Here is a 23,017-nt window from a genome sequence, read left to right as displayed (position 1 = left end):
CTCTGGGTACCTCGTACCTGCAATGTCGGTGTGCCGTCCAGCCATAGACATAAAAAAACCACCGCGTTGCGGTGGTTTTTGTCGGTCCAACATCTGCCAGCGCGTTATTTTTTGCCGCGGGCAATGATTTCCTGCGCCATCAGATCCGCCACCACGTTAGTCGGCTGACCGGTCTCGGCGGCACGGGCAAAGACGGTCAACAAGGTGTCATAAATCGCCAGCACTTGTTTGGTTGACTGTGCTTCGTCGTAACCTTCCGGCCGGATCTCCATCGAGACGTTAATAATGCCACCGGCGTTAATGACATAATCCGGTGCATACAGAATGCCTTTTTGGCGCAGCAGTTCGCCATGACGGGCTTCTTTGAGTTGATTGTTGGCACAACCGGCAATAATGGCGCACTTAAATTGCGCTAGCGTGTCGTCGTTGATGGTGGCACCTAAGGCGCAAGGCGCATAGACATCACACTCGACAGCATAAATGTCATTGAGGCCCACAGCTGTGGCGCCAAACTGACTGACTGCACGGTCTACAGCGGCTGGATTGATGTCACTAACAATCAGCTTCACGCCTTCTTTGTGTAAATGCTCGCATAGATAAAAACCAACGCTGCCAAGACCCTGAACTGCAACAGTCCGGCCGGATAAATCATCGGAGCCGAATTTGTGTTTTGCCGCAGCTTTAATCCCACGATAAGTACCGATGGCAGTGAAAGGCCCTGGATTACCGCTTTTGCCTTCCAGACCCGCAACATAAGGTGTCTCATGATTGACCATCGAAATATCAGCGGTGGTGATGTTGACGTCCTCGGCGCTGATGTAACGGCCGCTCAGTGAATGCACGTATTGCCCGAACTTACGGAACAACGCTTCAGATTTAATGGTTTTCGCATCACCGATGATAACGGCTTTGCCGCCGCCGAGTGGCAAACCTGCCATGGCGTTTTTATAGGTCATGCCACGGGATAAACGTAACACGTCGATCAGGGCGTCTTCATCTGATACATAGTCCCACATGCGGCAACCACCGCAGGCTGGGCCTAATGCTGTACTGTGGATAGCGATTATTGCCTGCAGACCGGATTCACGGTCACTGCAAAATACGACTTGTTCATGGTTGTCGAACTCAGGGTGGTTAAATACTGCCACTTTCTTATGCTCCGATTTATGCCAGACATAGTCTGGGGTAGGGCCGGTTTTTCGCGGCGGAATTTACCACTTTGGGCCTGCCAGTGCTATCAAATCTGTGATAAATCGTCTGGTCATTCCAGTGGATTGTCGACAATATTTGTTGATAGTTGCGAAATCGCAGCTGCTGTCATAAAGTGCGGGTTCAGATTTTTTGCAGGTAAGTAGTATGGACAAGCAACAACAAGCTGCTGAACCGATGACCGAGCAGCAGGTCAGCGAATGGGTGCGCGCCCAGTTCCAAAAAGCCAATTTATTTTTAGCAGAGCAAGGTGTGGTGATGGACTCTGTCGCCGTGCAGGAATCACGTTATTTGCCACCTTTTGTCGCGATTTGGAAAATTAATGGCATTGACCGGAAAAGCTATTGGGCGATCAGCGGGGATTTACCGACTGACGTGATGGCTTTTGGCAGTGCAGCCAATCCGCGTGACGCGCTGCGGGCCTTCTCGTTCCGTTGGCAAGCGCAAGCGCAGCAATTGATAGATGCGGGCATTCGGGACCAGACCGGCGCCGATTACGTCAAGCTGCTGATAAACCGTGCTGAGCAGTTGTATCAGCTGTTTGAAGCGGACGATTTCTGGAATGGTCAGCCAGTTTAACAACAAAACCCCCGGTCAAGCCGGGGGTTTTGTTATTGATTTTCGGCCCTAAACCACCTACTTCAGTAGGTGGTTATCATCCAAAAGGCTTTGCCTGTAAAAACCTACTCATGCTAATTGCCGTTTTGATTTTTCGCAGAGTCAAAAGAGGTAATTAACATGAGTAGATATCAACAAGCATCGCATGTGTTCTGGCGGTGTCGATACCATATAGTTTGGACGCCGAAGTATCGATTCAGAATACTAAAGGACAATGTAGGTAAGGAAGTGTGGCGTTGCATTCAAGTTTATAGTGCTCAGTTGGGTTGTGAAGTCGTGGAGCTGAATGTTCAGATCGACCATGTACATTTGGTGATAAAAATCCCGCCAAAGCTGTCAATATCGAGCTTGATGGGGGCACTGAAAGGCAAAATAGCGTTGAAGTTGTTCAGTAAGTTCCCACATCTGAGAAAGAACAAAATGTGGGGAAACCATTTTTGGCAACGAGGCTACTTCGTAGATTCCGTGGGAATAAATGAAGAGATAATTCGGCGTTATGTGCGACACCAAGAAAAAATGGAACGGCAAGAACAGGCCGAGTTGGCACTTGATTAGATAAAGGGCCCCTTTTAGGGGCTCAACACAAAGCCACCTTCTTCAGAAGGTGGATTCTTTACAACACAGCGCTCAGACTTGATGTGTTACTCAACAAAGTACCAGTAGCCGAGGTTGATCAGTTCAGTAAATAAACCGGCTCTGTTTTGATCAGCCGCGATCCACTGGCAGGCAGTTTCATCGAGCTGGACCTGTTCACTTAATAACTGGACAAACTGCAGCGCCGCAGCCGGCAGCGTGATCGTCAGCCCGTTGATAAACAGTTGAATGTCATCAGCAGAACCAGCCTGATGGTAACAAATCCGCAAACCACCAAGGCGGGCCAGTACCGAACCTTCTTCAAGATATTCGATAATTTCATCCACGGCATAATGCGGTTCAGGTTCTGTCGCATCCAGCTCATGTTTGGCATGGCTGATATAACTGCCGAAGTAACTGGCCAGCAAGGCCCGGTTATTGACTAAGCCCAACAGCAACTGCTGCACCTGATCCAAATCGCTGTCGCTGATGCGGCCAATATCCGTCAGTGGCAGGCGCTGCGGATCGGTATAGCGCGAACCGCTTTGGTCCTGTTCAATCAGATAGTCGGCAAGACCGGTTAACAGGTCTTTTTGTGCCGGAGCGCGAAAGCCAACGGAATAACTTAAGCTGGCATCGACTGAAATACCATCATGCGGGCAACCTGGCGGAATATACAGAATGTCACCCGGTTCGGTGATCACATCAATACAATCGACAAAAGGCGTGACCTGCAACAGCCGCGGGTGCGGACAGATCGGCTGGAGACTGGCGTCTGGCATGCCGACACGCCAATGCCGCTTGCCCTGGCCCTGAATGATAAATACATCATATTGGTCCAAATGCGGACCGACACCACCGCCTGGTGTGGAGTAGCTGACCATCAAATCGTCTATGCGCCAGTTCGGAATAAACCGAAACGGCTCAATTAGCTGCGCTGCTTCCGGGTGCCAGTGATCGACCGCTTGCACCAACAAAGTCCAGCCTTGTTCGCCAAACGGACTGTAATCTTGAAACGGCCCTGTCTCCAGCTGCCATTGGCCTGGGCTGGTTTGTGCGACGATCCGGGATTCAATTTCTTCTTCGGTGGCAAGACCGGCCAGTTCGTCCGGCGTCAATGGATCGACGAAGTTGGCAAAACCGCCTTTTAATAATACTGGCTTTTTCTGCCAGTATTCGGCCATAAATTCGGCAGCGCTGAGCTGACCTAAATGAAGCTTGTACATAAAAGTTCCTGATAAAAAAGGGCGGTAGTACCGCCCTTCAAGTTGTTACTGCAGGCTGTCAACCAGCGCGATAGCCGCGCCAAGATAATTATCCGGCCGCATTTGTTTCAACTCGGCTTTGGCTGCATCTGGCAGTGCCAGCTTGTCGATAAACAGTGCCAGATCTTCTGGCGAAATCCGTTTACCGCGAGTCAGCTCTTTCAGCTTTTCGTATGGTTTTTCGATGCCGTAACGTCGCATCACTGTTTGGACCGGCTCTGCCAGCAATTCCCAGTTTTGATCCAGCTCGGTCAGCAGATTGACTTCGTTAACTTCCAGTTTGCTAATGCCTTTGAGCGTGGCATGGTACGCGATCAGCGTATAACCAAAACCTACGCCGAGGTTACGCAAAACAGTGGAGTCCGTCAGATCACGCTGCCAGCGCGAGATTGGCAGTTTGCTGGCCAGATGCTGGAAAATCGCATTGGCGACACCGAGGTTGCCTTCAGAGTTTTCAAAATCAATCGGATTGACTTTATGTGGCATCGTAGAAGAGCCAATCTCGCCGGCAATAGTGCGTTGCTTGAAGTGGCCAAGCGCAATGTAACCCCAGACGTCCCGATCAAAATCGATCAGGATAGTGTTAAAGCGGGCGACCGCATCAAACAGTTCGGCGATGTAATCATGCGGTTCAATTTGCGTGGTATACGGGTTCCAGCTCAGGCCCAGACTGGTAACGAACTGCTCGGAAATTTGGTGCCAGTCAAGCGACGGATACGCCGATAAATGCGCATTGTAGTTACCGACAGCGCCGTTAAATTTACCAAGCATTTCAACGGCTGCGACCTGATTACGCTGGCGTTGCAGGCGGATATAGACGTTTGCCATCTCTTTACCAAGAGTGGTCGGAGAGGCCGGCTGACCATGAGTACGCGCCATCATTGGAATGGTTTTGTACTGCACGGCTAAGGCTTTGATCGAGCTCAGCAACTGGTCCATCAACGGCAGCAGCACCTGATCACGCGCGGTGGTTAACATCAGACCATGCGATAAGTTATTGATATCTTCAGAAGTACAGGCGAAATGGATGAATTCACTAATCGCCGCTAACTCAGCGTTACCTGCCACTTTTTCTTTCAGCAGGTACTCGACTGCTTTGACGTCATGGTTGGTTGTGCGTTCGATTTCTTTGACGCGTTCGGCATCGGCCATGCTGAAATTGTCGACAATCGAGTTTAATAACGCATTGGCGCTTTCGGACAACGCCGGGACTTCATTGATGCCGGCGATCGTCGCCATCTGTTGTAACCAACGGACTTCGACCGTCACGCGGAATTTAATCAGACCAAATTCACTGAAGATATCCCGCAGCTCTGTAGTGCGGCTGCCGTAACGCCCGTCCACCGGAGAGATGGCGGTTAATGCGTTGAGTTCCATGACGACTCCCTTAAGCTAATTGTTGTAAAACTTGCTGAGTTTCGCGCAGTAAACTCTTGCGCTGAAACAGAAAATGATAACGACGGCCACCTGACTGACGCCACAAAACGGCGGCTCTGACCGCGGACAATAACAACGCACGGATCTTCTGTTGCACTGCGCTTTGTTTCAGTTGTTCCGGTACTCCAGCGATTTGGATCCGGTTGCCAAGCGGGCTCAAATGCTCAACATAAATGTCGGCAATGCTGGCGATAATATTGTCATCGGTGGCCTGAAAATGCTGTAGCTGCTGTTGCAGGCGCTCAATGCGTTTGCCAACAGCGCCGAGACTGTCCGTCGATTTATTCAGTAAACGTTCCAGCGCTAACACCGCCATCACATAACGGGTCAGTTCCAGATCTTTACGCGGCTGATCACCCAGCTGAGCGGCAAGAATATGGTAGCCGCCTTGCAGATTCGCCAGTTTGCCACCGTACACATCAATGGCGTCCGCCGGATTTTGTTCAGCGACGCTTTGTAATAAGGTTGACAGCACACCGGGTTCCAGCGCTTCGCCCCGGGCAATTTGCTGCACGGCGCGTACTGCCAGACATAATGCCGACAGCGCCAGTACTTGGGTAGAAACAGATTGATTCATCACTGTAAAGCCTCATCAATGATGCCGCCACCGAGGCAGACTTCGTTCAGATAAAATACCGCTGACTGGCCAGGTGTTACAGCCTTTTGCGGCTCATCAAACATGACTTCAATGTGATCTGCGCCAAGGCGGCGCAGGGTGCAGGGGATATCCTGTTGGCGATAGCGGGTTTTGACCGTACAGCGCAATGTATCCGCCGGGCCTTGCCGGTCAACCCAATGTAGTTGTGTCGCAGTCAGGCCACGTGACAACAGGCTTGGATGGTCATGGCCTTGCGCCACAATCAGCTGGTTATTGATTAGATCTTTCCGGACGACGTACCACGGATCTTCGCCACCATCTTTGGTGCCACCAATGCCCAGGCCTTTGCGTTGGCCCAGCGTGTGATACATCAGTCCCTCGTGGCGGCCAATTTTTTCGCCATCGACCGTGATGATATCGCCCGGTTGTGCCGGCAGATATTTCTGCAGGAAATCTTTGAATTTGCGCTCGCCAATAAAACAAATGCCAGTCGAGTCTTTTTTATCGTGAGTAATTAAGCCCTGCTGTTCGGCGATGGCGCGCACTGCCGGTTTTTCCAGGTGACCGACCGGAAACAGCGTCTGTGCGACGTGTTGCTCGCCGATGGTATAGAGGAAATAACTTTGATCTTTATTGGTGTCGAGGCCACGTAAAAGTTGCCAGTGACCATCTACTTCGCGGCGCTGGACATAATGGCCGGTGGCGATATAGTCGGCGCCAAGTGCCTCTGCGGCAAATTCAAGGAACGCTTTGAACTTAATTTCCTTGTTGCACATGATGTCCGGATTTGGTGTACGGCCGGCTTTGTATTCAGCGAGAAAATACTCGAACACATTGTCCCAGTACTCAGCGGCGAAATTGACTTTGTGCAGCTTGATGCCAAGTGTATCGCAGACTTGCTGCGCATCTTTTAAGTCTTCGGCAGCGGCACAATATTCGTCATTATCGTCTTCTTCCCAGTTCTTCATAAACAGGCCTTCCACCTGATAACCCTGTTGGATTAGCAAGTAGGCTGAGACGGAGGAATCAACGCCGCCGGACATGCCGACAATGACTTTTTTGCTGCTGTTTTCTGACATAACCTGCGCTTTGTGGAAAAAAAGAGGCGCGGATTATAGCATCATTTGTGCGCCAACACAGCCTGCGCTGGCGCAAAGGTCGGTCAGACCATCCGAACCATCGGCTGTAACGCCTCAAGTGGCAGTCGCACGCCTTGCAGGTATTCGCTGATGGCATGGCTTACCAGACTGCTACGCACCGGCAGTGCGGCTTGTTGCAGTTCATCTGCGTTCAGCCAGTGCAACGCCAGAATATCGGCATCCTGCGGCTGATAGTGCTCAGGCAAGGTTAGCGGTTCAAACACAAAGTTCACCCGGTAATAGAAGTGGCCGTTGGCGGCCTGCAGCTGCGAAATGCCAAGCCAGGCGCAGGGAGCTAAAACCAGTCCGGTTTCTTCCTGCAATTCCCGCTGTACTGCACTGAATAAGTCTTCGCCGGCTTCGACATGACCTGCCGGTTGATTCAGCACCAGCGCACCGGTGATTTTGTCGCGCTCTTCGACCAGCAAAAAACGCTGTTGATAGCAGACGACCGCAGCAACGGTCAGATGTAACAATGAACGATCTGGCACTTGTTTATCCCTGTTTAATTTTCTTTGTTATACGGATTAAGCACAGGTCAGTCCACAAAAGGTTTTTCCATGCGCTTGAAAAGCGTACACTAAAGCGCCACTGACAGTCCCTGATAGCAAATTCCACAGCGTACAAAGATGGCTGGGCCTGTATAGGCTCTTCTGCTTGTTGGTCGCTTGCTGCTACACTGTGGCCGTTTTGTTTGGACCGTTTGTTAATTTACCGGTGTTTCGCTGCAACGTACCGCTGGATGTGCGTGGCTGCTGCAATAGCGGTGCTTGTCGAGAGCTAGCCAGGACCTGATATGACTACTGAAATTTCTAAAATCATTTATACCCAAACCGATGAAGCGCCAGCGCTTGCAACTTATTCTTTCCTGCCAATCGTGCAGACCTTTGCCAAAGCGGCAGATGTTGTGGTGGAAACCCGTGACATTTCATTAGCTGGTCGCATTATTGCACTGTTCCCTGATTTTCTTAAACCTGAACAACAACAAGCGGATGCGCTGACTGAACTGGGTGAGCTGGCAACCAAACCGGAAGCCAACATTATTAAGCTGCCAAATATCAGTGCCTCTGTCCCTCAGTTAAAAGCCGCAATTAAAGAATTGCAGGCAAAAGGCTATGCATTACCGGATTATCCGGAAGAGCCACAAACCGCGTTAGAAAAAGATGTCAAAGCGCGTTACGACAAAGTCAAAGGCAGTGCAGTAAACCCGGTGCTGCGTGAAGGCAACTCGGACCGCCGTGCGCCATTGTCAGTGAAGCAATATGCGCGGAAAAACCCACACTCAATGGGTGCCTGGTCAAAAGATTCCAAATCACATGTGTCACACATGACGCATGGCGATTTTTATGGCAGCGAACAGTCTGTGACTGTCGCAGCGGCTGGCCCGGTAAAAATTCAGCTGGTACAGACCGACGGCGCTGTCAAAGTGCTGAAAGAAAAGACCAATTTGTCTGTCGGTGAGATTATTGATGCTGCGGTGATGAGCAAGGCCGCTCTGCGCGAATTCCTTGCCACAGAAATCGCCGATGCCAAAGCCAAAGGCGTGCTGTTTTCAGTGCATCTGAAAGCAACAATGATGAAAGTGTCTGACCCAATCATGTTTGGTCATGTGGTCACAGTGTTCTTCAAATCAGTGTTTGATAAACACGCGGCGTTGTTCGCAACTTTAGGCGTTGATGTCAATAACGGTTTGGGTGATTTACTGGCGAAAATTCAGCAATTACCAGAAGCGCAACGTGCTGAAGTCGAAGCCGACCTGCAGGCAGCTTATGCCGCACAGCCAGGCGTGGCGATGGTGAATTCTGATAAAGGTATCACCAATCTGCATGTTCCAAGCGATGTGATTATCGATGCGTCCATGCCAGCGGCTATCCGCAGTTCCGGTCAAATGTGGAATGCGGCCGGCAAGCTGCAAGACACCAAATTCGTCATCCCAGACCGTTGTTATGCCGGTGTTTATCAGGAAACTATTAGTTTCTGTATCGCTAACGGTGCTTTTGATCCGCGCACTATGGGCTCAGTTCCGAACGTGGGCCTGATGGCGCAAAAAGCGGAAGAATACGGCTCACACGACAAAACCTTTGAGATCCCGGCGAATGGGACTGTCCAGGTCGTTGACGCGGCCGGTACGGTATTAATGAGCCATGTGGTCGAAGCCGGCGACATCTGGCGGATGTGCCAGACCAAAGATGCGCCGGTACAGGATTGGGTGAAACTGGCCGTCAGCCGTGCTCGTCTGTCCAATACGCCTGCGGTGTTCTGGTTAGATGCAAATCGGGCTCATGACGCGCAAATCATTCAGAAAGTGGAAACTTACCTGAAAAACCACGATACCAGCGGTCTGAACATTCAGATCATGTCACCGGAAGCGGCCACGCGCTTCAGTCTGGACCGGATCAAACAAGGTCTGGATACAATTTCGGTAACGGGTAACGTACTGCGCGATTATCTGACTGACTTATTCCCAATTCTCGAGCTGGGTACCAGCGCCAAGATGCTGTCGATTGTGCCGTTGATGAATGGTGGTGGTCTGTTTGAAACTGGCGCTGGTGGTTCAGCACCGAAACACGTCGAGCAGTTTGTCGAAGAGAACCATCTACGTTGGGATTCACTGGGTGAATTCCTGGCGCTGGCGGCATCGCTGGAGCATTTAAGCCAGGTGTCCGGCAACGCCCGTGCACAAGTGCTGGCAGAAACGCTGGACGAAGCGACAGCGAAGTTCCTCGATAACGACAAATCGCCGACCCGCAAGTTGGGGCAGCTGGATAACCGTGGCAGCCATTTCTATCTGGCGTTGTACTGGGCGCAGTCTGTTGCCGCACAGAGCAAAGACGCGGCCCTGGCGGCTCGTTTTGCGCCACTGGCGAAGACACTGAGCGAACAGGAAGCGGCGATTGTTGCTGAGCTGAACACAGTGCAGGGCAAGGCAGTAGATATCGGTGGTTATTACCGTTTGGACGATGCTAAAGCCAGTGCAGCACTGCGGCCAAGTGCGCTGTTAAATGCAGCTTTAGCCGCGGTCTGAGCCGCCGGTCAGTCGTAATATGCAGAGGGCACCTTCGGGTGCCTTTTTCTTGGCTGGACGGTATTGCACGAACTGCTGCTGACTGGCCAAGCGGCTCACCAGAAATAATCTCAAGATGGATTAAAGCGGGAGGGGGCTAAAAAACAAAAACGGCCGTGATATCGGGGGTATCACAGACCGCTTTCACAGGCATTTGGCCTGTAGCCGCACTTGAGCTGGTTGACGCCCTGCATCGTCAGTTCGCCTCAGTGGTTATTCAGGTTTTTCACCTTCTGGCAGTGCAATATTCACTGCGTGCAGACCTTTCGGTCCCTCTGACAGTTCAAACGTAACGTCCTGACCAGCTTTTAGTGTCCGGTAACCATCCATGCTGATGGTGGAGTAGTGGGCGAAAATGTCTTCGTCACGACCCTCTTCACGGATAAAGCCAAAACCTTTGGCGTTGTTGAACCATTTTACTTTACCGGTAGCCATACTACTTACTTCCTTCTCTTCGTTAGCTAAAATCTGTATTCTTAGGTTCGGAGTTATTGCCGTGCGCAATGCTCCAAAAATTACTGTAGATAATTTGCGCAACTAGTCAAGTTTTTTACGGAAGTAAGACCACTTGAAATGCGGCAGAATCAACACAACATCCTTTGATGGAAGCAACAGGCGTGACTATAGTCTATGAGCAACACTAAATTTGGTGACGGACATTCCGAAGGGCTGGCGGAGCTGATACGACAGAAAGTCGAACCACCGCCGATGTATAAAGTGGTGTTGCACAATGATGATTACACCCCGATGGATTTTGTCATCGACGTGCTGACCCGGTTTTTTAATATGCAATATGAAAAAGCCAGCGAAGTGATGTTGCAAGTTCATTACGAAGGTAAAGCTGTCTGTGGCGTGTTTACTGCAGGCATTGCCGAAACCAAAGTACAGCAGGTCAGCGAATATGCCAGAGAACATGAACATCCGTTACTTTGCACTATGGAGCGTGCCTGACTGCAGTCTCTCAGCTTTTTATAACTCAGGTGGATTGGGAGTTGTCTTATGTTAAATAAAGATCTTGAGTTAACGCTGAACCTGGCATTTCGTTTTGCCAGAGAACGCCGCCACGAATATATGACCGTCGAGCACCTGCTGCTCGCTTTGCTCGATAACCCTGCTGCCGGTGATGCTTTAAAGTCCTGCGGCGCCAATATTGAACGTCTACGCCTTGAACTGGCTAATTTTATTGATTCCACCACGCCGCTCATCCCTGATGGCGACTTAGAGCGCGACACTCAACCAACCCTCGGTTTCCAGCGTGTATTGCAACGCGCAGTGTTTCACGTGCAATCGTCTGGTAAATCTGAAGTCACCGGTGCCAATGTGCTGGTGGCAATCTTCAGTGAGCAGGAATCTCAGGCAGTCTATCTGTTGAAAAAAACCGATATCAGCCGCCTCGATATCGTTAATTTTATCTCCCATGGTGTGATTAAGTCGGAAAAGCTGGAGCAATCCGATGAGCAGCAACAAGACGAAAACGGTGAGATCGCCGTTGAAGACAATAAATATCTGGAAAATTTCACGTCGAATCTGAACGTGCTAGCAAAGAATGGCCAGATAGACCCGTTGGTTGGTCGAGATATGGAATTGGAACGCACCATCCAGGTGTTGTGTCGCCGCAAGAAAAATAACCCGCTGCTGGTCGGTGAGGCCGGCGTTGGTAAAACGGCTATCGCAGAAGGCCTCGCCTTTCGCATCGTGCAGAACCAGGTGCCTGAAGTCATAGCCAATGCGACCATTTATTCTCTCGATATGGGCGCACTGTTGGCCGGTACTAAATATCGGGGCGATTTTGAAAAACGGCTGAAATCGCTGTTAAAAGAAATTGAACGCGAAAAAGACGCCATTTTGTTTATTGATGAAATCCATACCGTGATTGGTGCCGGCGCAGCCAGCGGCGGTGTGATGGATGCATCGAACCTGATTAAGCCGTTACTGTCGAGCGGACGGCTGCGTTGTATCGGCTCTACAACGTACCAAGAATTTAAAAGTATCTTCGAAAAAGACACGGCGCTGGTTCGACGTTTCCAGAAAATTGATATTACTGAGCCGAGTGTCGATGACACCACACAAATCCTGTTGGGGCTGAAAGAGCGCTACGAGCAGCACCACGGCGTGCGTTATACGCAAAAAGCCTTACGTGCCGCTGCAGAGCTTTCAGCGAAGTATATTAATGAACGGCATCTGCCGGATAAAGCCATCGATGTGATTGATGAAGCCGGCGCCAGCCAGCGGATGTTGCCGGCATCGAAGCGGAAAAAAGTGATTAATGTGCCGGAGATTGAGCACATTATCGCGAAAATGGCGCGGATCCCGGAAAAGTCGGTCTCTGCGTCAGACAAAGACGTATTGGCTAACCTCGATCGGAATCTGAAGCTGGTCGTGTTTGGTCAGGATGCGCCGATTGAAGTGTTAACGTCCGCGATACGTTTGTCGCGTTCTGGTCTTGGCAATGAAGAAAAGCCGATCGGTAGTTTCTTGTTTGCCGGCCCAACAGGTGTGGGCAAAACCGAAGTCACCAAACAGCTGGCGCGGATCATGGGCGTCGAACTACTGCGCTTTGATATGTCTGAGTACATGGAACGTCATGCAGTCAGCCGCTTAATTGGCGCGCCGCCGGGATATGTTGGTTTTGAGCAGGGCGGTTTATTGACAGATGCGGTGTCTAAACATCCATATTCCGTTGTGTTGCTGGATGAAATCGAAAAAGCGCACAGTGATATTTACAATATCCTGTTACAGGTGATGGACCATGGCACGCTGACCGATAATAACGGCCGGAAAATAGACTTCCGTAACGTCGTGCTGGTGATGACAACAAATGCCGGTGTGCAGGAGACGGTACGTAAAACTATCGGCTTTAAACAGCAGGATCACAGTCACGACGCGTTGGCCGAAATTAACCGCACTTTCAGCCCGGAATTCCGTAACCGGCTTGATGGCATTATCTGGTTCCAGCATTTGGGCCGCGACATTATTTTGCAAATTGTCGATAAATTTGTCTGTGATCTGCAGGTGCAGCTGGACAAAAAACAAGTGCAACTGGAACTGAGTCCGACTGCGCGGCAATGGCTGGCGGACAAAGGTTACGACCAAGCGATGGGCGCTCGCCCCATGGGGCGGGTGGTGCAGGAACAGCTGAAAAAGCCGTTAGCCAATGAGATTCTGTTCGGCCGTTTAAGTCACGGTGGTGATGTACGAATTGACCTGCAAGGCGACGAACTCAGCTTTGACTATCATGAAGACGCGGCTGTGGTTTGATTTAAGCTTGGTGTTCTCTGAAAAAACAAAACCCGGCCATGCCGGGTTTTATTTTGCTGGTGTTTCACAGCAGTTTGGTTCTCAACGTTGACGGAAGACGATCCGGCCTTTGGTTAAATCATAAGGTGTCAGTTCGACCGTCACTTTGTCACCTGTCAGGATCCGGATATAGTTCTTGCGCATTTTCCCAGAAATATGCGCGATGACCACATGACCGTTTTCGAGTTCGACCTTGAACATGGTATTTGGTAATGTATCAAGGATGGTGCCTTGCATTTCAATCACGTCTTCTTTCGCCATGCAGCGTACGAGCCCCTTCAGATTTAAATTTAAACAGAAAAAAACAGCGCAGATTGTGCCGAAAAGCCGGCGATAAGTAAAGCGACAAGCAATGATTTAGCAAAAAGTTTGCCATTCATCCTGAATAAGGCGCTGTTGAGGCCGAAACTGGCTTTTATAACGCATTTTATCGGAGTCACTGACCAGATAACCGAGGTAAAAATAGCGCAGCTGTTGCTGACGGCACAATTCGGTGCCGGCCAATACGGCCAGAATGCCAAGCGCCAATGAATGCTCGGGCTGAAAAAAACTATATACGGCGGATAAGCCTTCCGGCAAATGATCCAGTACCAGCACGCCGGTCAGTTCACCATCAACATATTGCTCCAGCGTACTGACTTGCATCCAATGACAGCTCAGTAATTGTTGCAGGTGTTCTGGCTCAGGCGGGTACATCACACCGTCGGCATGGCGCGCACTGATATAAGCCTGATAGAGCGGAAAATAATCACTGAATAACGGCTGCGGCTGCCAGCGCCAACTCCAGTTCAGTTTGGCCGCCTGTTGCTGTAACCGACGTTGGCTACGATTCAGTTCTAATGCAGCGACATCAAGCCGGACCGCCTGACAAGCCTGACAATTCAAGCAATAAGGCCGGTACAGCTGCTCGCCACTACGGCGGAAATTATGTTCGGTCAGCCATTGATAGATCTCGGGAGACAATGGCTGGTCCGGCAGACTGAACAGCAGCCGTTCTTGTTGGTCCGGCAGATAACTGCAGTGGTGCGACTGGCTCACGCCCAGTAAAAACTTATCACTCATTGTGCACAATCAATGACGCAATAGCGCCGGCCTGCCACAACCCTGTGGGGATTGGCTGGGCCGCTTGCTGTTGCAGGAGTTGCAAATAGTCAGCTCGGGGCATTGGCGACGCGCCGCATTGTAATAAAAAATCGTTGGGAAGCTGGCAATCAATCCAGCCGAGGCCAAATGATTGCAAATAGTGCTGTAGTTGCACCAGCGCCAGCTTGGCGGCGTTGGGCACCCGGTTAAACATCGACTCGCCACAAAATAAAGCACCAACCTGTATGCCGTACAAACCACCGACCAACCTGTCGTGCTGCCAGACTTCCAGACTGTGTGCGACGCCTGCGTGATGTAAAGCAATATAGGCTTGTTGGATATCATCCGAGATCCAGGTGCCACCCTGATGGGCCCGCGGTGCTGCGCAGGCAGCGATCACAGCGGGAAAAGCCTGATCGCAGCTGAATTGGTATTGATGTTTCTGCCAGTCTTTACGCAAACTGCGGCCGGCATGCAGGCTGTCGGGCCGGAAGACAGCCCGGGTGCCGGGTGACCACCATAACAGCGGGTCGCCCGGACTGAACCATGGAAAGATACCATGCTGATAAGCTTGCTGTAGCCGCGCGACCGACAAATCACCACCAAAGGCGAGCAATCCGTCCGGTTCCTTGAGCGCTGTGTCCGCAGACGGGAACCAGAGGGAGTCTGAACGCAGTTCTGGCAGCCACAGCGTCATCGCGATGGTTACTTGGCTAAAGCGTCGAGATAACGTTCTGCATCCAGCGCCGCCATACAGCCAGTACCGGCTGAGGTGATGGCCTGACGATAGATGTGGTCACTGACGTCACCTGCAGCGAATACACCCGCGATGCTGGTTTGCGTCGCGTTACCATGCAAGCCGCTTTGAACTGTCAGGTAACCACCATTCATCTCCAGCTGGCCGGCAAAGATGTCGGTATTTGGTTTGTGACCAATGGCGATAAACACGCCTTGCAGCTCGACTTGCTCGTCGGACTGACCATTGGTCGATGACAGTCGGACTCCGGTCACGCCATTATCGTCTCCCAGCACTTCGGCCAGTTCACGGTGGGTATGTAAGATGATATTGCCGCTGGCAACTTTGGCATTTAAACGGTCGATCAGAATTTTTTCTGCTTTAAAACTATCCCGGCGGTGGATCAGGTGAACTTCTGCAGCGATATTCGATAAATACAGGGCTTCTTCCACTGCAGTGTTACCACCGCCGACGACCGCCACTTTTTGCTTACGGAAAAAGAAGCCGTCGCAGGTGGCACATGCCGATACGCCGCGACCGCTGAATTTAGTTTCAGATTCAAGTCCGAGGTATTTGGCCGATGCACCAGTTGCGATGATCAGCGCATCACAACTGTACTGACCATTGTCGCCGGTCAGCAGGAAAGGACGCTGTTGCAGGTTGACTGTATGGATGTGGTCAAACACGATTTCGGTGTTGAACGTTTCTGCGTGTTCGCGCATCCGCTCCATCAACGCCGGTCCGGTCAAACCATGTGGGTCACCGGGCCAGTTCTCAACTTCCGTGGTGGTGGTCAACTGACCGCCTTGTTGCATCCCCGTCAGTAACACCGGTTTTAAGTTGGCGCGGGCGGCATAAACAGCAGCGGTATATCCGGCCGGGCCTGAACCAAGAATGAGCAGGCGGCTGTGTTTTGGATTTGACATGAATATCCCCGAGATAAAACTGAACAAGATAAGGCTTGGTCTCTACGTGGGGCCGATTCTATTGGATTGCAACCGGAAGTCAAAGTCAGCGACTAAATTTATTTCGGCCTGACTGTAAAGTCGGGACTGCTGTGCTAATTTAGCCTCACTAGGTGTTGTCAGCAAATGACTACGATCATCCCGACGTCTGTGAGCGGAGGTTTCTCTGAGACTGTTTCTGTGGTTCTGGCTGCTGTTGCTGGCTTTACCGGCGCATGCTTCAGATACATTGTTTAAACGAATTGGCGTCGATGACGGTCTGCCAAATGCCACCATTTATGGCGTGGCACAGGATGTGGAAGGCTTTATTTGGCTAAGTTCGACCAATTCAGGATTATTGCGCTACGACGGATATCAGTTTTCCGAATTTCAGGTACTCACGCCGGAAGAGCTAAATACGCTGGGCTCACAGGATGTTGGTAGCTTACTGATTGATAATCATCATAATATTTGGGCGGGGACCTGGGGCTACGGCCTAAGCCGTATTGATGCCAAGACTGGTAAATTACGTCGTTTTGTCACAGACCCATCGGACCCGGACAGTCTGGCCAGTATGCAGGTTCAGGTGTTGTTTGAAGATAAACAGCAGAATCTGTGGGTGGGGAGTACCGGGGGTATCAACCGGATGACTGCCGACGGCCAATGGCAGCGTTTGCAGTTATCCGAAAGGCAGCTCGCCCACAACCGTATCTGGAGTCTGAGTCAAACTCTGGACAATACCCTTTGGATCGGCACGTCTGCAGGGTTACATGCCTGGCGGGAAGATACCGGGTTGTCTGAGGTGATGTTGCCATTTCCGGACGGCACAGGCCGTGACAATGAAATCAGAGCCTTGTATAGCGCCGGCGATAAATTATGGGTCGGCACCCGTCAGGGATTATTTGTACTGGATCCCAAGCAACGAACCTTTCAGAAGATCCCATTCTTTGCCGATCGCAATGCGCCGATTATTAACGTGATTTCCGCCGACCAAAACGGCATGTTACTGCTGGGAACATACAACGGATTGTTTCGGGTTCATCCGCAGTTGCAGCAATTTCTAAAATTCCGTGAACAGCAATCGTTGTTGCCAACTGTGAATATCCGTTCGGTATTTTTAGACCGGACTGGCGTGTTATGGCTGGGCTCGCGCGAGAACGGTTTGTATTACACCCGTCACAGCAAATCAGCTTTTGCTTCTCTACACGACCTGGCACCACAGCTGGATGCCGCACAATTACAGTTTACCGTCACGGCCGTGTTTGCGGATAAAGATGCGATCTGGCTAGGCAGCGCCGAAAATCTCTACCGGTTTGACCGCAATTCCGGCGTGTTAAAACCTTTCCTGACGGACGGCCGGGTCAATGCGATCCGACAGGACCAGACCGGCCAGATTTTTGCCGCAACCGACGTTGGTTTGTACCGCGTAGATCAAGCAGCCGGGCAGGTTGTTCTGGTCACCGAGCCATTTCGGCAGAATCCGCAGGTGGCGGCTAATATCCGCGACTTAAGTATTCAGGCGGACGGCAGTTTCTGGATTGGTTTGTGGGGAGATGGGGTGATTCACTGGGATCCGGTGAAAAATACTTCGACAACCTATTTGCAGCCGGAGATCCGGCATAAAACCGGCGATGCCGTGCAAGCGATGCTGGTCAGTGGCGACCATACCTGGGTCGGTACCCGCTATTCCGGTGTGTTCCGGATCAGGCATGAAAATGGTCAGGTCGAGCATTTCAGTGAAGCCGCAGCGAACAAGCTGACATTACCCAGTCAAGACGTGCAATGCCTTGAACACGGCCCAGCTGCCACGTTACTGATTTGTACGCAGCAAGGTCTTGTTGTGTACGATCCACAAACAGACACTCAGCATTTACTCGATGAACGCAGTGGTTTACCGACCAGCAATATCATCGGCGCCTATGCCGATCAGCAGCAGAATATTTGGCTACTGTCGGCAAAGGGATTGAGCCTGAAACACAGCGATAGCCAACGCCTGATCACTTTTACCCGACAGGATGGTCTGGTGGCGACAGAGCAAGTGTTCAAGTCGTTTTTTGATGACCAGCAAGGCAGTTTTTACATTGGCTCTATCGAAGGATTGACGCTGATGGAACCGGCGTTGATTTGGATTAACCAGATTGAACCGAAAGTGGCCGTATCGCGCATTCTGGTCAATAACAAACCTCTGCCGATGCAGGCAAACACAGCCCGCTGGCCGGATATTGTGCTGAAGCCGACAGACACCAGTCTTGAGTTTGAATTCGCCAGTCTGGATTTCCATGATCCGACACGCAATCAATACATGTATAAACTGACCGGTTTTGATCAGGATTGGATCCTGCAACCTAGCCGGCGTAGCGCCTACTATTCCAATTTGCCCGCCGGTGAGTACGAACTGGAACTCAAAGGCTCGAATAACCATGGTTTATTTAATCAGGCGCCGGAGCGGGTGCGGGTTCAGGTATTGCCAAGCTGGTGGCAACACGGCTCAGTGCAGGTGCTTGGTTTTGTCCTGACGATGTTGTTGATCCTGACGTTCCATCAATATCGGTTACGTCATATTCATCAGATCAATAAGTTGCTGCAGAACTCAGTACAGGAGCGTGCCAAAGCGCAACTCATTCTGGAAACCAAAGTGACCGAGCGCACCAGAGCGCTGGAAGAAAGTTCGATGACGTTGTCGTTGCGGACCCGGCAGCTGGAGAAAAGCCTGACGGAGATCGCCAAAGCGAATAAAGAGCTCAAGCGACTGGATAAACTCAAAGATGAATTTATCTCCACTGTGTCACATGAATTACGCACGCCGCTGACCTCGATCCGCGGTGCTATCGGCCTGGTCGCGCAGAACGTGGTGCCACTAAGCTCAGAAGCCTACCGGCAACTGGTCGATACTGCGCAGCAGAATTGTGAGCGTCTATCGCAGCTGATTAATGACCTGCTGGATGTGCAAAAATTTGAAGCCGGTAAGTTTGTGTTGCAGTTAAAACCGGTCGACCTGTTTGAACTGTGTCAAACCGCAGTGCATGGCATCCAGAGCTATGCACTGCGATATCAGGTGCAGGTTGAAACGCAATTCCAGCAGCAGTCTGCGGTCATGGTGCAGGCAGATCCATTGCGCTTGCGCCAGGTGCTGGATAATTTGCTGTCCAATGCAGTGAAGTTTTCCCCGCCAGACAGCACGGTGGTGCTGCGATTGTCGCAGCAGAATGACATGGTGTTGCTGGAAGTGATCGATCAGGGCCAGGGCATCCCGGATCAGTTTAAACCGCGGATCTTTGAAAAATTCTCACAGGCAGATGCATCCGACAGTCGCTCAAAAGAAGGCACAGGTCTTGGACTGACGATTTGCAAACGGATCATCGAAAGTCATGGAGGTCAAATTGGCTTTAGCAGCACCGAACACGTCGGTACGCAGTTCTGGATCCGGTTGGCCCGGCTCAACGCCGAGCCAGAGCTTTAACTGCGCCGGTTTGTATCGCCCCAAATACTTTATTGGGGCGATAGCACATAGCGATAAACAGACCAGAAATGACAGACACTGCCAGCCACGACAAAACAGTGCCAAATCAGGTGGTGGTAGCGTAAATGGTGCCATAAGTAAAAAATCACGCCGCCGGAATAACATAAGCCGCCGGCCAATAACCACCACAATCCTCCGGCTGGTACATGGTCCAGCATCGGCCCGGCTGCGATCAGCACCAGCCAGCCCATCAGCAGATACAGCATCAGACTCAGACGTTTAAACTTCAGATGAGCGACAAATTCCAGCGCGACGCCAAGACAAGCGATGCCCCATACCACCAGCACCAGATAAAAGCCCCAACTGTCTTTCAGACTAATCAGCGTAAATGGCGTATAAGTGCCGGCAATTAACAAATAGATGGCGCTGTGATCCAGCTTGCGCCAGAACGCCTTTCGCTTGGCATCGGTGCTGGCGTGGTAACAGGCTGAGCAGCTGTATAACAAAATCAGACTGAGGCCAAATGCCAGCACGGCAAACAAGGCTGCAGGTTCACCTGCGGGCAGGCGCCATAACATCAGGCCGAGGCCAATGACACTCAACACAGCGCCGATTGCGTGGCTTAGCGCATGCAGGGTTTCGTCATAGCCTTGGTATCTTAAATCCACAGAATTAATTCTCTTTACGGTTTCTGGTCTGCTCAGCTTACCACATCTGATGAAACCGGCGACAGCGACGCGGATTGCCTCGTCGGCAGAAACCGCTACAATGCGCGGCAATAAACAGTCTTCGGGAGGCTGATATGCCTTTGTTACTGGTGCTGGGTTATGTCTGGCCTGAACCGAATTCCTCTGCGGCGGGCTGGCGCATGCTGAGTTTGTTGCAGCTTTATCGTCAGCAGGGTTTTCGCATTATCTTTGCAAGTGCGGCGGAAAAATCACCTCACCGCTTCGATTTATCCAACTGGGGTATCGAAGAAGCGAGCGTGGCGCTCAATTGTCAGAGTTTTGCCAGCCAACTGCGGCAATGGCAACCGGCGGTGGTGTTATTTGACCGCTTTATGCTGGAAGAACAATTTGGCTGGTGGGTCGACGAAGTTTGCCCGCAGGCGCTGAAATTGCTCGACAGTGAAGACCTGCATTGCCTGCGTTTAGCCCGACAGCAGGCGTTTAGTGCCAATCGGGCTGTGACGACAGCAGACTTGCGTTCGGAACTGGCGATGCGCGAAGTGGCGGCAATCTTACGTTGCGACCTGACGTTGACCATCTCGACGGCGGAACATCGGTTATTAACCGGTTTTTACCAGGTACCGGTCTCGCAGCTGTTGTATTGCCCGTTTTTACTGGACGACGCAACGGTAGATAGGTCGGTGAGTTTTGAAGCGCGCCGGCATATCAGTTTCATTGGCAACTTCCGGCATGAACCGAACTGGCAGGCCGTATTGCGGCTGAAGCAGCTTTGGCCGGCGCTGCGCGCCCGCTTGCCTGGCGTTGAATTGCATATCTACGGCGCCTATCCGCCGCCCAAAGCCACTCAATTGCATGCGCCCAAACAAGGTTTTTTCATCAAAGGCTGGGCTGATCATGCTGCACAGGCGTTTCGTGATTATCGCCTTTGTCTGGCTCCGCTGAGTTTTGGTGCGGGCCTCAAAGGCAAAATCATTGATGCGATGCGTTATGGAACGCCGGTGGTGACAACGGAAATTGGTGCAGAAGGCATTAGTCAGTTGCCTGACTTCAGTGATTTTCCGGGCGCTGTGGCGAACGAGGATGGCGCGCTGCTAAATGCAACCGTCGCCTTGTATCAGCAGCAATCGCTGTGGCAACAAGCACAGGACAAAGCTCCGTCTTGTCTGGCGCAGTTTTCTGCCGGGCTTCTGCAGCCGCAACTCTGGCAACGCATCGAAGTGGTGCAGCAGCAATTGAGCACCCATCGGGCTGAGGCTTTTGTCGGCAGCATGTTAAAGTATCATCATCATCGCAGTACCAAATTTATGGCGCAGTGGATCGAAGCGAAAAATAAACTGATCACACAAGAGCCGCAGGAGTGTTCTGATGCAAAATAATTCGTTAAGCCGTGACCAGTTGGTCCAGATGCTGAACCAAAAACTAGAGATCTCGCGTGTGCGCGACTATTGCCCGAATGGGCTGCAGGTAGAAGGCCGCAGCGAAATCCGTAAAGTGCTGACCGGGGTGACGGCGTCCCAGGCGCTGCTGGACCGCGCGGTTGCTGAACAGGTCGACGCAGTGCTGGTGCATCATGGCTATTTCTGGAAAGGCGAAAGCAGTGAAATCACCGGGATGAAAAAACGCCGGCTGCAGACCTTGTTACAGCATGATATCAACCTGTTGGCCTACCATTTGCCGCTGGACATTCATCCTGAGCTCGGCAATAACGCCAGACTTGGCGCCTTGCTGGGGTTGACTGAGATCAGCGCTCTGGCCAGCGTGGAACCGGTGGGCGTGGTCAGGCAAGCCAGTCTGGCTGAACCGCAAGCCTTAACTGAGATAGTGGCGCTGCTACAGCAGCAGCTTGGCCGGCAGGTGTTTGTCCATGACGGCGGTATCGGCGCCGTTACACAAATCGCCTGGTGCACCGGTGGTGGGCAGGGGTATATCGATCAGGCGGCAGCTGCCGGCGCACAACTGTTTATCAGCGGCGAAGTGTCCGAGCAAACCATTCATAGCGCCAACGAGCAGGGCATTCATTTTATCGCCGCCGGTCATCACGCCACCGAACGTTATGGCATCCAGGCGCTCGGTGAATGGCTGGCAGCAGAGACCGGTATCGAAGTGATATTCAGCGATATCTATAATCCGGCTTAATTGGCGGGCTGGCGGTTAAGCTGGTGCAGACGAATGTGCTGTTCCAGCAAGCCGGCGTACTCATAAAACGCGTAGCCAAAAGTCTCCATCGCATTGACGGTTGGCAACCAGGCTTGCCAGCGCAACGAGTCTTCAGGATTACGGCGCAGGTGGTAATCGGCGGGTGCTGCAATTGGGTGTCGCTGTGCACTGGCAAACCAGCGCATCGCGCGGGGCATGTGCATCGCAGAAGTCACTAATGCCATTGGCTCAGTCGCAGGGATTGTCTTGATTAATAATGCGATCTCGCCTTCAGTATCGGTCGCATCAGGATGCAGGCGGATCTGCTGTTCAGGCACACCCAGAGCGACTAAAAACCGCCGGGCCACTTCAGTATGTGCTTCGCTCCGATCTTTGATCGAACCACTCAGATGCACCAGTGCCTGCGGCTGCTGGCGCCAAATCAGTGCGGCTTCGAGTAATCGGGCGCTACTGCAGGGGTCGGCCTGACTGCTGATCGGTAAAAATGTGGCATTGGCATGGCTGCAGCCTAGCACCGCAACATGCTTAACCTGTTGCTTTGCAAAGGCCGGATAGGCCAGTTCCAGCGGAGCGGCTAGCCAGTCGGCAGTCGGTTTGCTGGTCAGCAGCAGACCGCAAGCAAGTTGCAGGAACAGCAGTTTTTTCAGATGATGACTGTGTCGCCAGGCGGCCCACATACACAGCATCAGTAACAACAGCAGCTGCACTACCGGCGTCAGCAACAATTTAATCAACAGATCCATGAGTT

The 23,017-nt window shown here is 51.7% G+C and carries 21 protein-coding genes; 8 read left to right on the top strand and 13 right to left on the bottom strand.

The genetic code is table 11. The annotated features are described in order from the left end of the window. Positions 1-104: 104 nt before the first annotated feature. On the bottom strand, positions 105-1,148 hold the full coding sequence (locus ACQ66Q_RS05835) for a Leu/Phe/Val dehydrogenase (protein ID WP_430455926.1): 1,044 nt from the start codon (positions 1,146-1,148) through the stop codon (positions 105-107). Between the two features lie 208 nt (positions 1,149-1,356). Here ACQ66Q_RS05835 and ACQ66Q_RS05830 point away from each other — a divergent pair, with 208 nt between their 5' ends. Continuing rightward, the gene (locus ACQ66Q_RS05830; protein WP_430455925.1) at positions 1,357-1,788 is read left to right on the top strand and encodes a DUF4826 family protein; all 432 of its coding nucleotides are present in this window, start codon (positions 1,357-1,359) and stop codon (positions 1,786-1,788) included. 159 nt (positions 1,789-1,947) lie between these two features. Further along, positions 1,948-2,382, top strand: coding sequence for an IS200/IS605 family transposase (gene tnpA / locus ACQ66Q_RS05825; RefSeq protein WP_430455924.1), 435 nt, complete (start codon positions 1,948-1,950; stop codon positions 2,380-2,382). An 86-nt stretch (positions 2,383-2,468) separates the two neighbouring features. On the opposite strand, the gene ACQ66Q_RS05820 is transcribed toward tnpA, so the two are convergent. From ACQ66Q_RS05820 to ACQ66Q_RS05800, 5 genes are all read right to left on the bottom strand, one after another. Next, positions 2,469-3,626: a JmjC domain-containing protein gene (locus ACQ66Q_RS05820; protein WP_430455923.1), complete on the bottom strand. Its 1,158-nt coding sequence runs from the start codon at positions 3,624-3,626 to the stop codon at positions 2,469-2,471. A gap of 45 nt (positions 3,627-3,671) precedes the next feature. Further along, entirely contained in the window at positions 3,672-5,042 is a 1,371-nt protein-coding gene (gene purB / locus ACQ66Q_RS05815; protein ID WP_430455922.1) for an adenylosuccinate lyase, read from the bottom strand. Positions 5,043-5,052: 10 nt separating this feature from the next. Next, positions 5,053-5,679 carry a high frequency lysogenization protein HflD gene (gene hflD, locus ACQ66Q_RS05810; protein ID WP_430455921.1) on the bottom strand — a complete coding sequence of 209 codons (627 nt, stop codon included), beginning with the start codon at positions 5,677-5,679 and terminating at the stop codon, positions 5,053-5,055. Next, the gene (gene mnmA, locus ACQ66Q_RS05805; RefSeq protein ID WP_430455920.1) at positions 5,679-6,779 is read right to left on the bottom strand and encodes a tRNA 2-thiouridine(34) synthase MnmA; all 1,101 of its coding nucleotides are present in this window, start codon (positions 6,777-6,779) and stop codon (positions 5,679-5,681) included. The genes hflD and mnmA overlap by 1 nt, the downstream gene beginning before the upstream one ends. Before the next feature lie 83 nt (positions 6,780-6,862). Next, complete coding sequence (locus ACQ66Q_RS05800) at positions 6,863-7,330, bottom strand: NUDIX domain-containing protein (RefSeq protein WP_430455919.1); 468 nt, start codon at positions 7,328-7,330, stop codon at positions 6,863-6,865. Positions 7,331-7,635: 305 nt separating this feature from the next. On the opposite strand from ACQ66Q_RS05800, the gene ACQ66Q_RS05795 reads away from it, so the two are divergent. After that, the gene (locus tag ACQ66Q_RS05795; protein ID WP_430455918.1) at positions 7,636-9,864 is read left to right on the top strand and encodes an NADP-dependent isocitrate dehydrogenase; all 2,229 of its coding nucleotides are present in this window, start codon (positions 7,636-7,638) and stop codon (positions 9,862-9,864) included. A 252-nt stretch (positions 9,865-10,116) separates the two neighbouring features. On the opposite strand, the gene cspD is transcribed toward ACQ66Q_RS05795, so the two are convergent. Beyond that, the gene (gene cspD / locus ACQ66Q_RS05790) at positions 10,117-10,338 is read right to left on the bottom strand and encodes a cold shock domain-containing protein CspD (RefSeq protein ID WP_031570768.1); all 222 of its coding nucleotides are present in this window, start codon (positions 10,336-10,338) and stop codon (positions 10,117-10,119) included. 195 nt (positions 10,339-10,533) lie between these two features. On the opposite strand from cspD, the gene clpS reads away from it, so the two are divergent. Both clpS and clpA read left to right on the top strand, forming a co-directional pair. Then, entirely contained in the window at positions 10,534-10,854 is a 321-nt protein-coding gene (clpS, locus tag ACQ66Q_RS05785; RefSeq protein ID WP_377246792.1) for an ATP-dependent Clp protease adapter ClpS, read from the top strand. Between the two features lie 48 nt (positions 10,855-10,902). Beyond that, complete coding sequence (gene clpA / locus ACQ66Q_RS05780) at positions 10,903-13,161, top strand: ATP-dependent Clp protease ATP-binding subunit ClpA (protein WP_430455917.1); 2,259 nt, start codon at positions 10,903-10,905, stop codon at positions 13,159-13,161. Positions 13,162-13,242: 81 nt separating this feature from the next. On the opposite strand, the gene infA is transcribed toward clpA, so the two are convergent. From infA to trxB, 4 genes are all read right to left on the bottom strand, one after another. Then, on the bottom strand, positions 13,243-13,461 hold the full coding sequence (infA, locus tag ACQ66Q_RS05775; protein ID WP_008610216.1) for a translation initiation factor IF-1: 219 nt from the start codon (positions 13,459-13,461) through the stop codon (positions 13,243-13,245). 96 nt (positions 13,462-13,557) lie between these two features. Continuing rightward, positions 13,558-14,262 (bottom strand): arginyltransferase, encoded by a 705-nt coding sequence (locus ACQ66Q_RS05770; protein ID WP_430455916.1) that lies wholly within the window; start codon positions 14,260-14,262, stop codon positions 13,558-13,560. Then, positions 14,255-14,980: a leucyl/phenylalanyl-tRNA--protein transferase gene (gene aat / locus ACQ66Q_RS05765; RefSeq protein WP_430455915.1), complete on the bottom strand. Its 726-nt coding sequence runs from the start codon at positions 14,978-14,980 to the stop codon at positions 14,255-14,257. The genes ACQ66Q_RS05770 and aat overlap by 8 nt, the downstream gene beginning before the upstream one ends. 8 nt (positions 14,981-14,988) lie before the next feature. Beyond that, positions 14,989-15,945 (bottom strand): thioredoxin-disulfide reductase, encoded by a 957-nt coding sequence (gene trxB, locus ACQ66Q_RS05760; RefSeq protein ID WP_430455914.1) that lies wholly within the window; start codon positions 15,943-15,945, stop codon positions 14,989-14,991. Between the two features lie 268 nt (positions 15,946-16,213). Here trxB and ACQ66Q_RS05755 point away from each other — a divergent pair, with 268 nt between their 5' ends. Next, the gene (locus ACQ66Q_RS05755; protein WP_430455913.1) at positions 16,214-19,423 is read left to right on the top strand and encodes a sensor histidine kinase; all 3,210 of its coding nucleotides are present in this window, start codon (positions 16,214-16,216) and stop codon (positions 19,421-19,423) included. A 29-nt stretch (positions 19,424-19,452) separates the two neighbouring features. On the opposite strand, the gene trhA is transcribed toward ACQ66Q_RS05755, so the two are convergent. Further along, entirely contained in the window at positions 19,453-20,091 is a 639-nt protein-coding gene (trhA, locus tag ACQ66Q_RS05750; RefSeq protein ID WP_430455912.1) for a PAQR family membrane homeostasis protein TrhA, read from the bottom strand. Positions 20,092-20,225: 134 nt separating this feature from the next. Between trhA and ACQ66Q_RS05745 the strand changes: the two genes are divergently transcribed. Both ACQ66Q_RS05745 and ACQ66Q_RS05740 read left to right on the top strand, forming a co-directional pair. Continuing rightward, on the top strand, positions 20,226-21,488 hold the full coding sequence (locus ACQ66Q_RS05745; protein WP_430455911.1) for a glycosyltransferase: 1,263 nt from the start codon (positions 20,226-20,228) through the stop codon (positions 21,486-21,488). After that, positions 21,478-22,248: a Nif3-like dinuclear metal center hexameric protein gene (locus tag ACQ66Q_RS05740; protein ID WP_430455910.1), complete on the top strand. Its 771-nt coding sequence runs from the start codon at positions 21,478-21,480 to the stop codon at positions 22,246-22,248. Before ACQ66Q_RS05745 ends, ACQ66Q_RS05740 begins: the two co-directional genes overlap by 11 nt. Here ACQ66Q_RS05740 and ACQ66Q_RS05735 read toward each other — a convergent pair. Continuing rightward, entirely contained in the window at positions 22,245-23,012 is a 768-nt protein-coding gene (locus ACQ66Q_RS05735) for a YdcF family protein (protein ID WP_430455909.1), read from the bottom strand. The genes ACQ66Q_RS05740 and ACQ66Q_RS05735 overlap by 4 nt on opposite strands. Positions 23,013-23,017 lie beyond the last annotated feature (5 nt).

This window comes from Rheinheimera sp. (assembly GCF_965283995.1).
GTDB lineage: Bacteria > Pseudomonadota > Gammaproteobacteria > Enterobacterales > Alteromonadaceae > Pararheinheimera.
The sequence above is the reverse complement of the archived record's forward strand: the minus strand, read 5'-3'. Positions and strand labels throughout refer to the sequence as shown.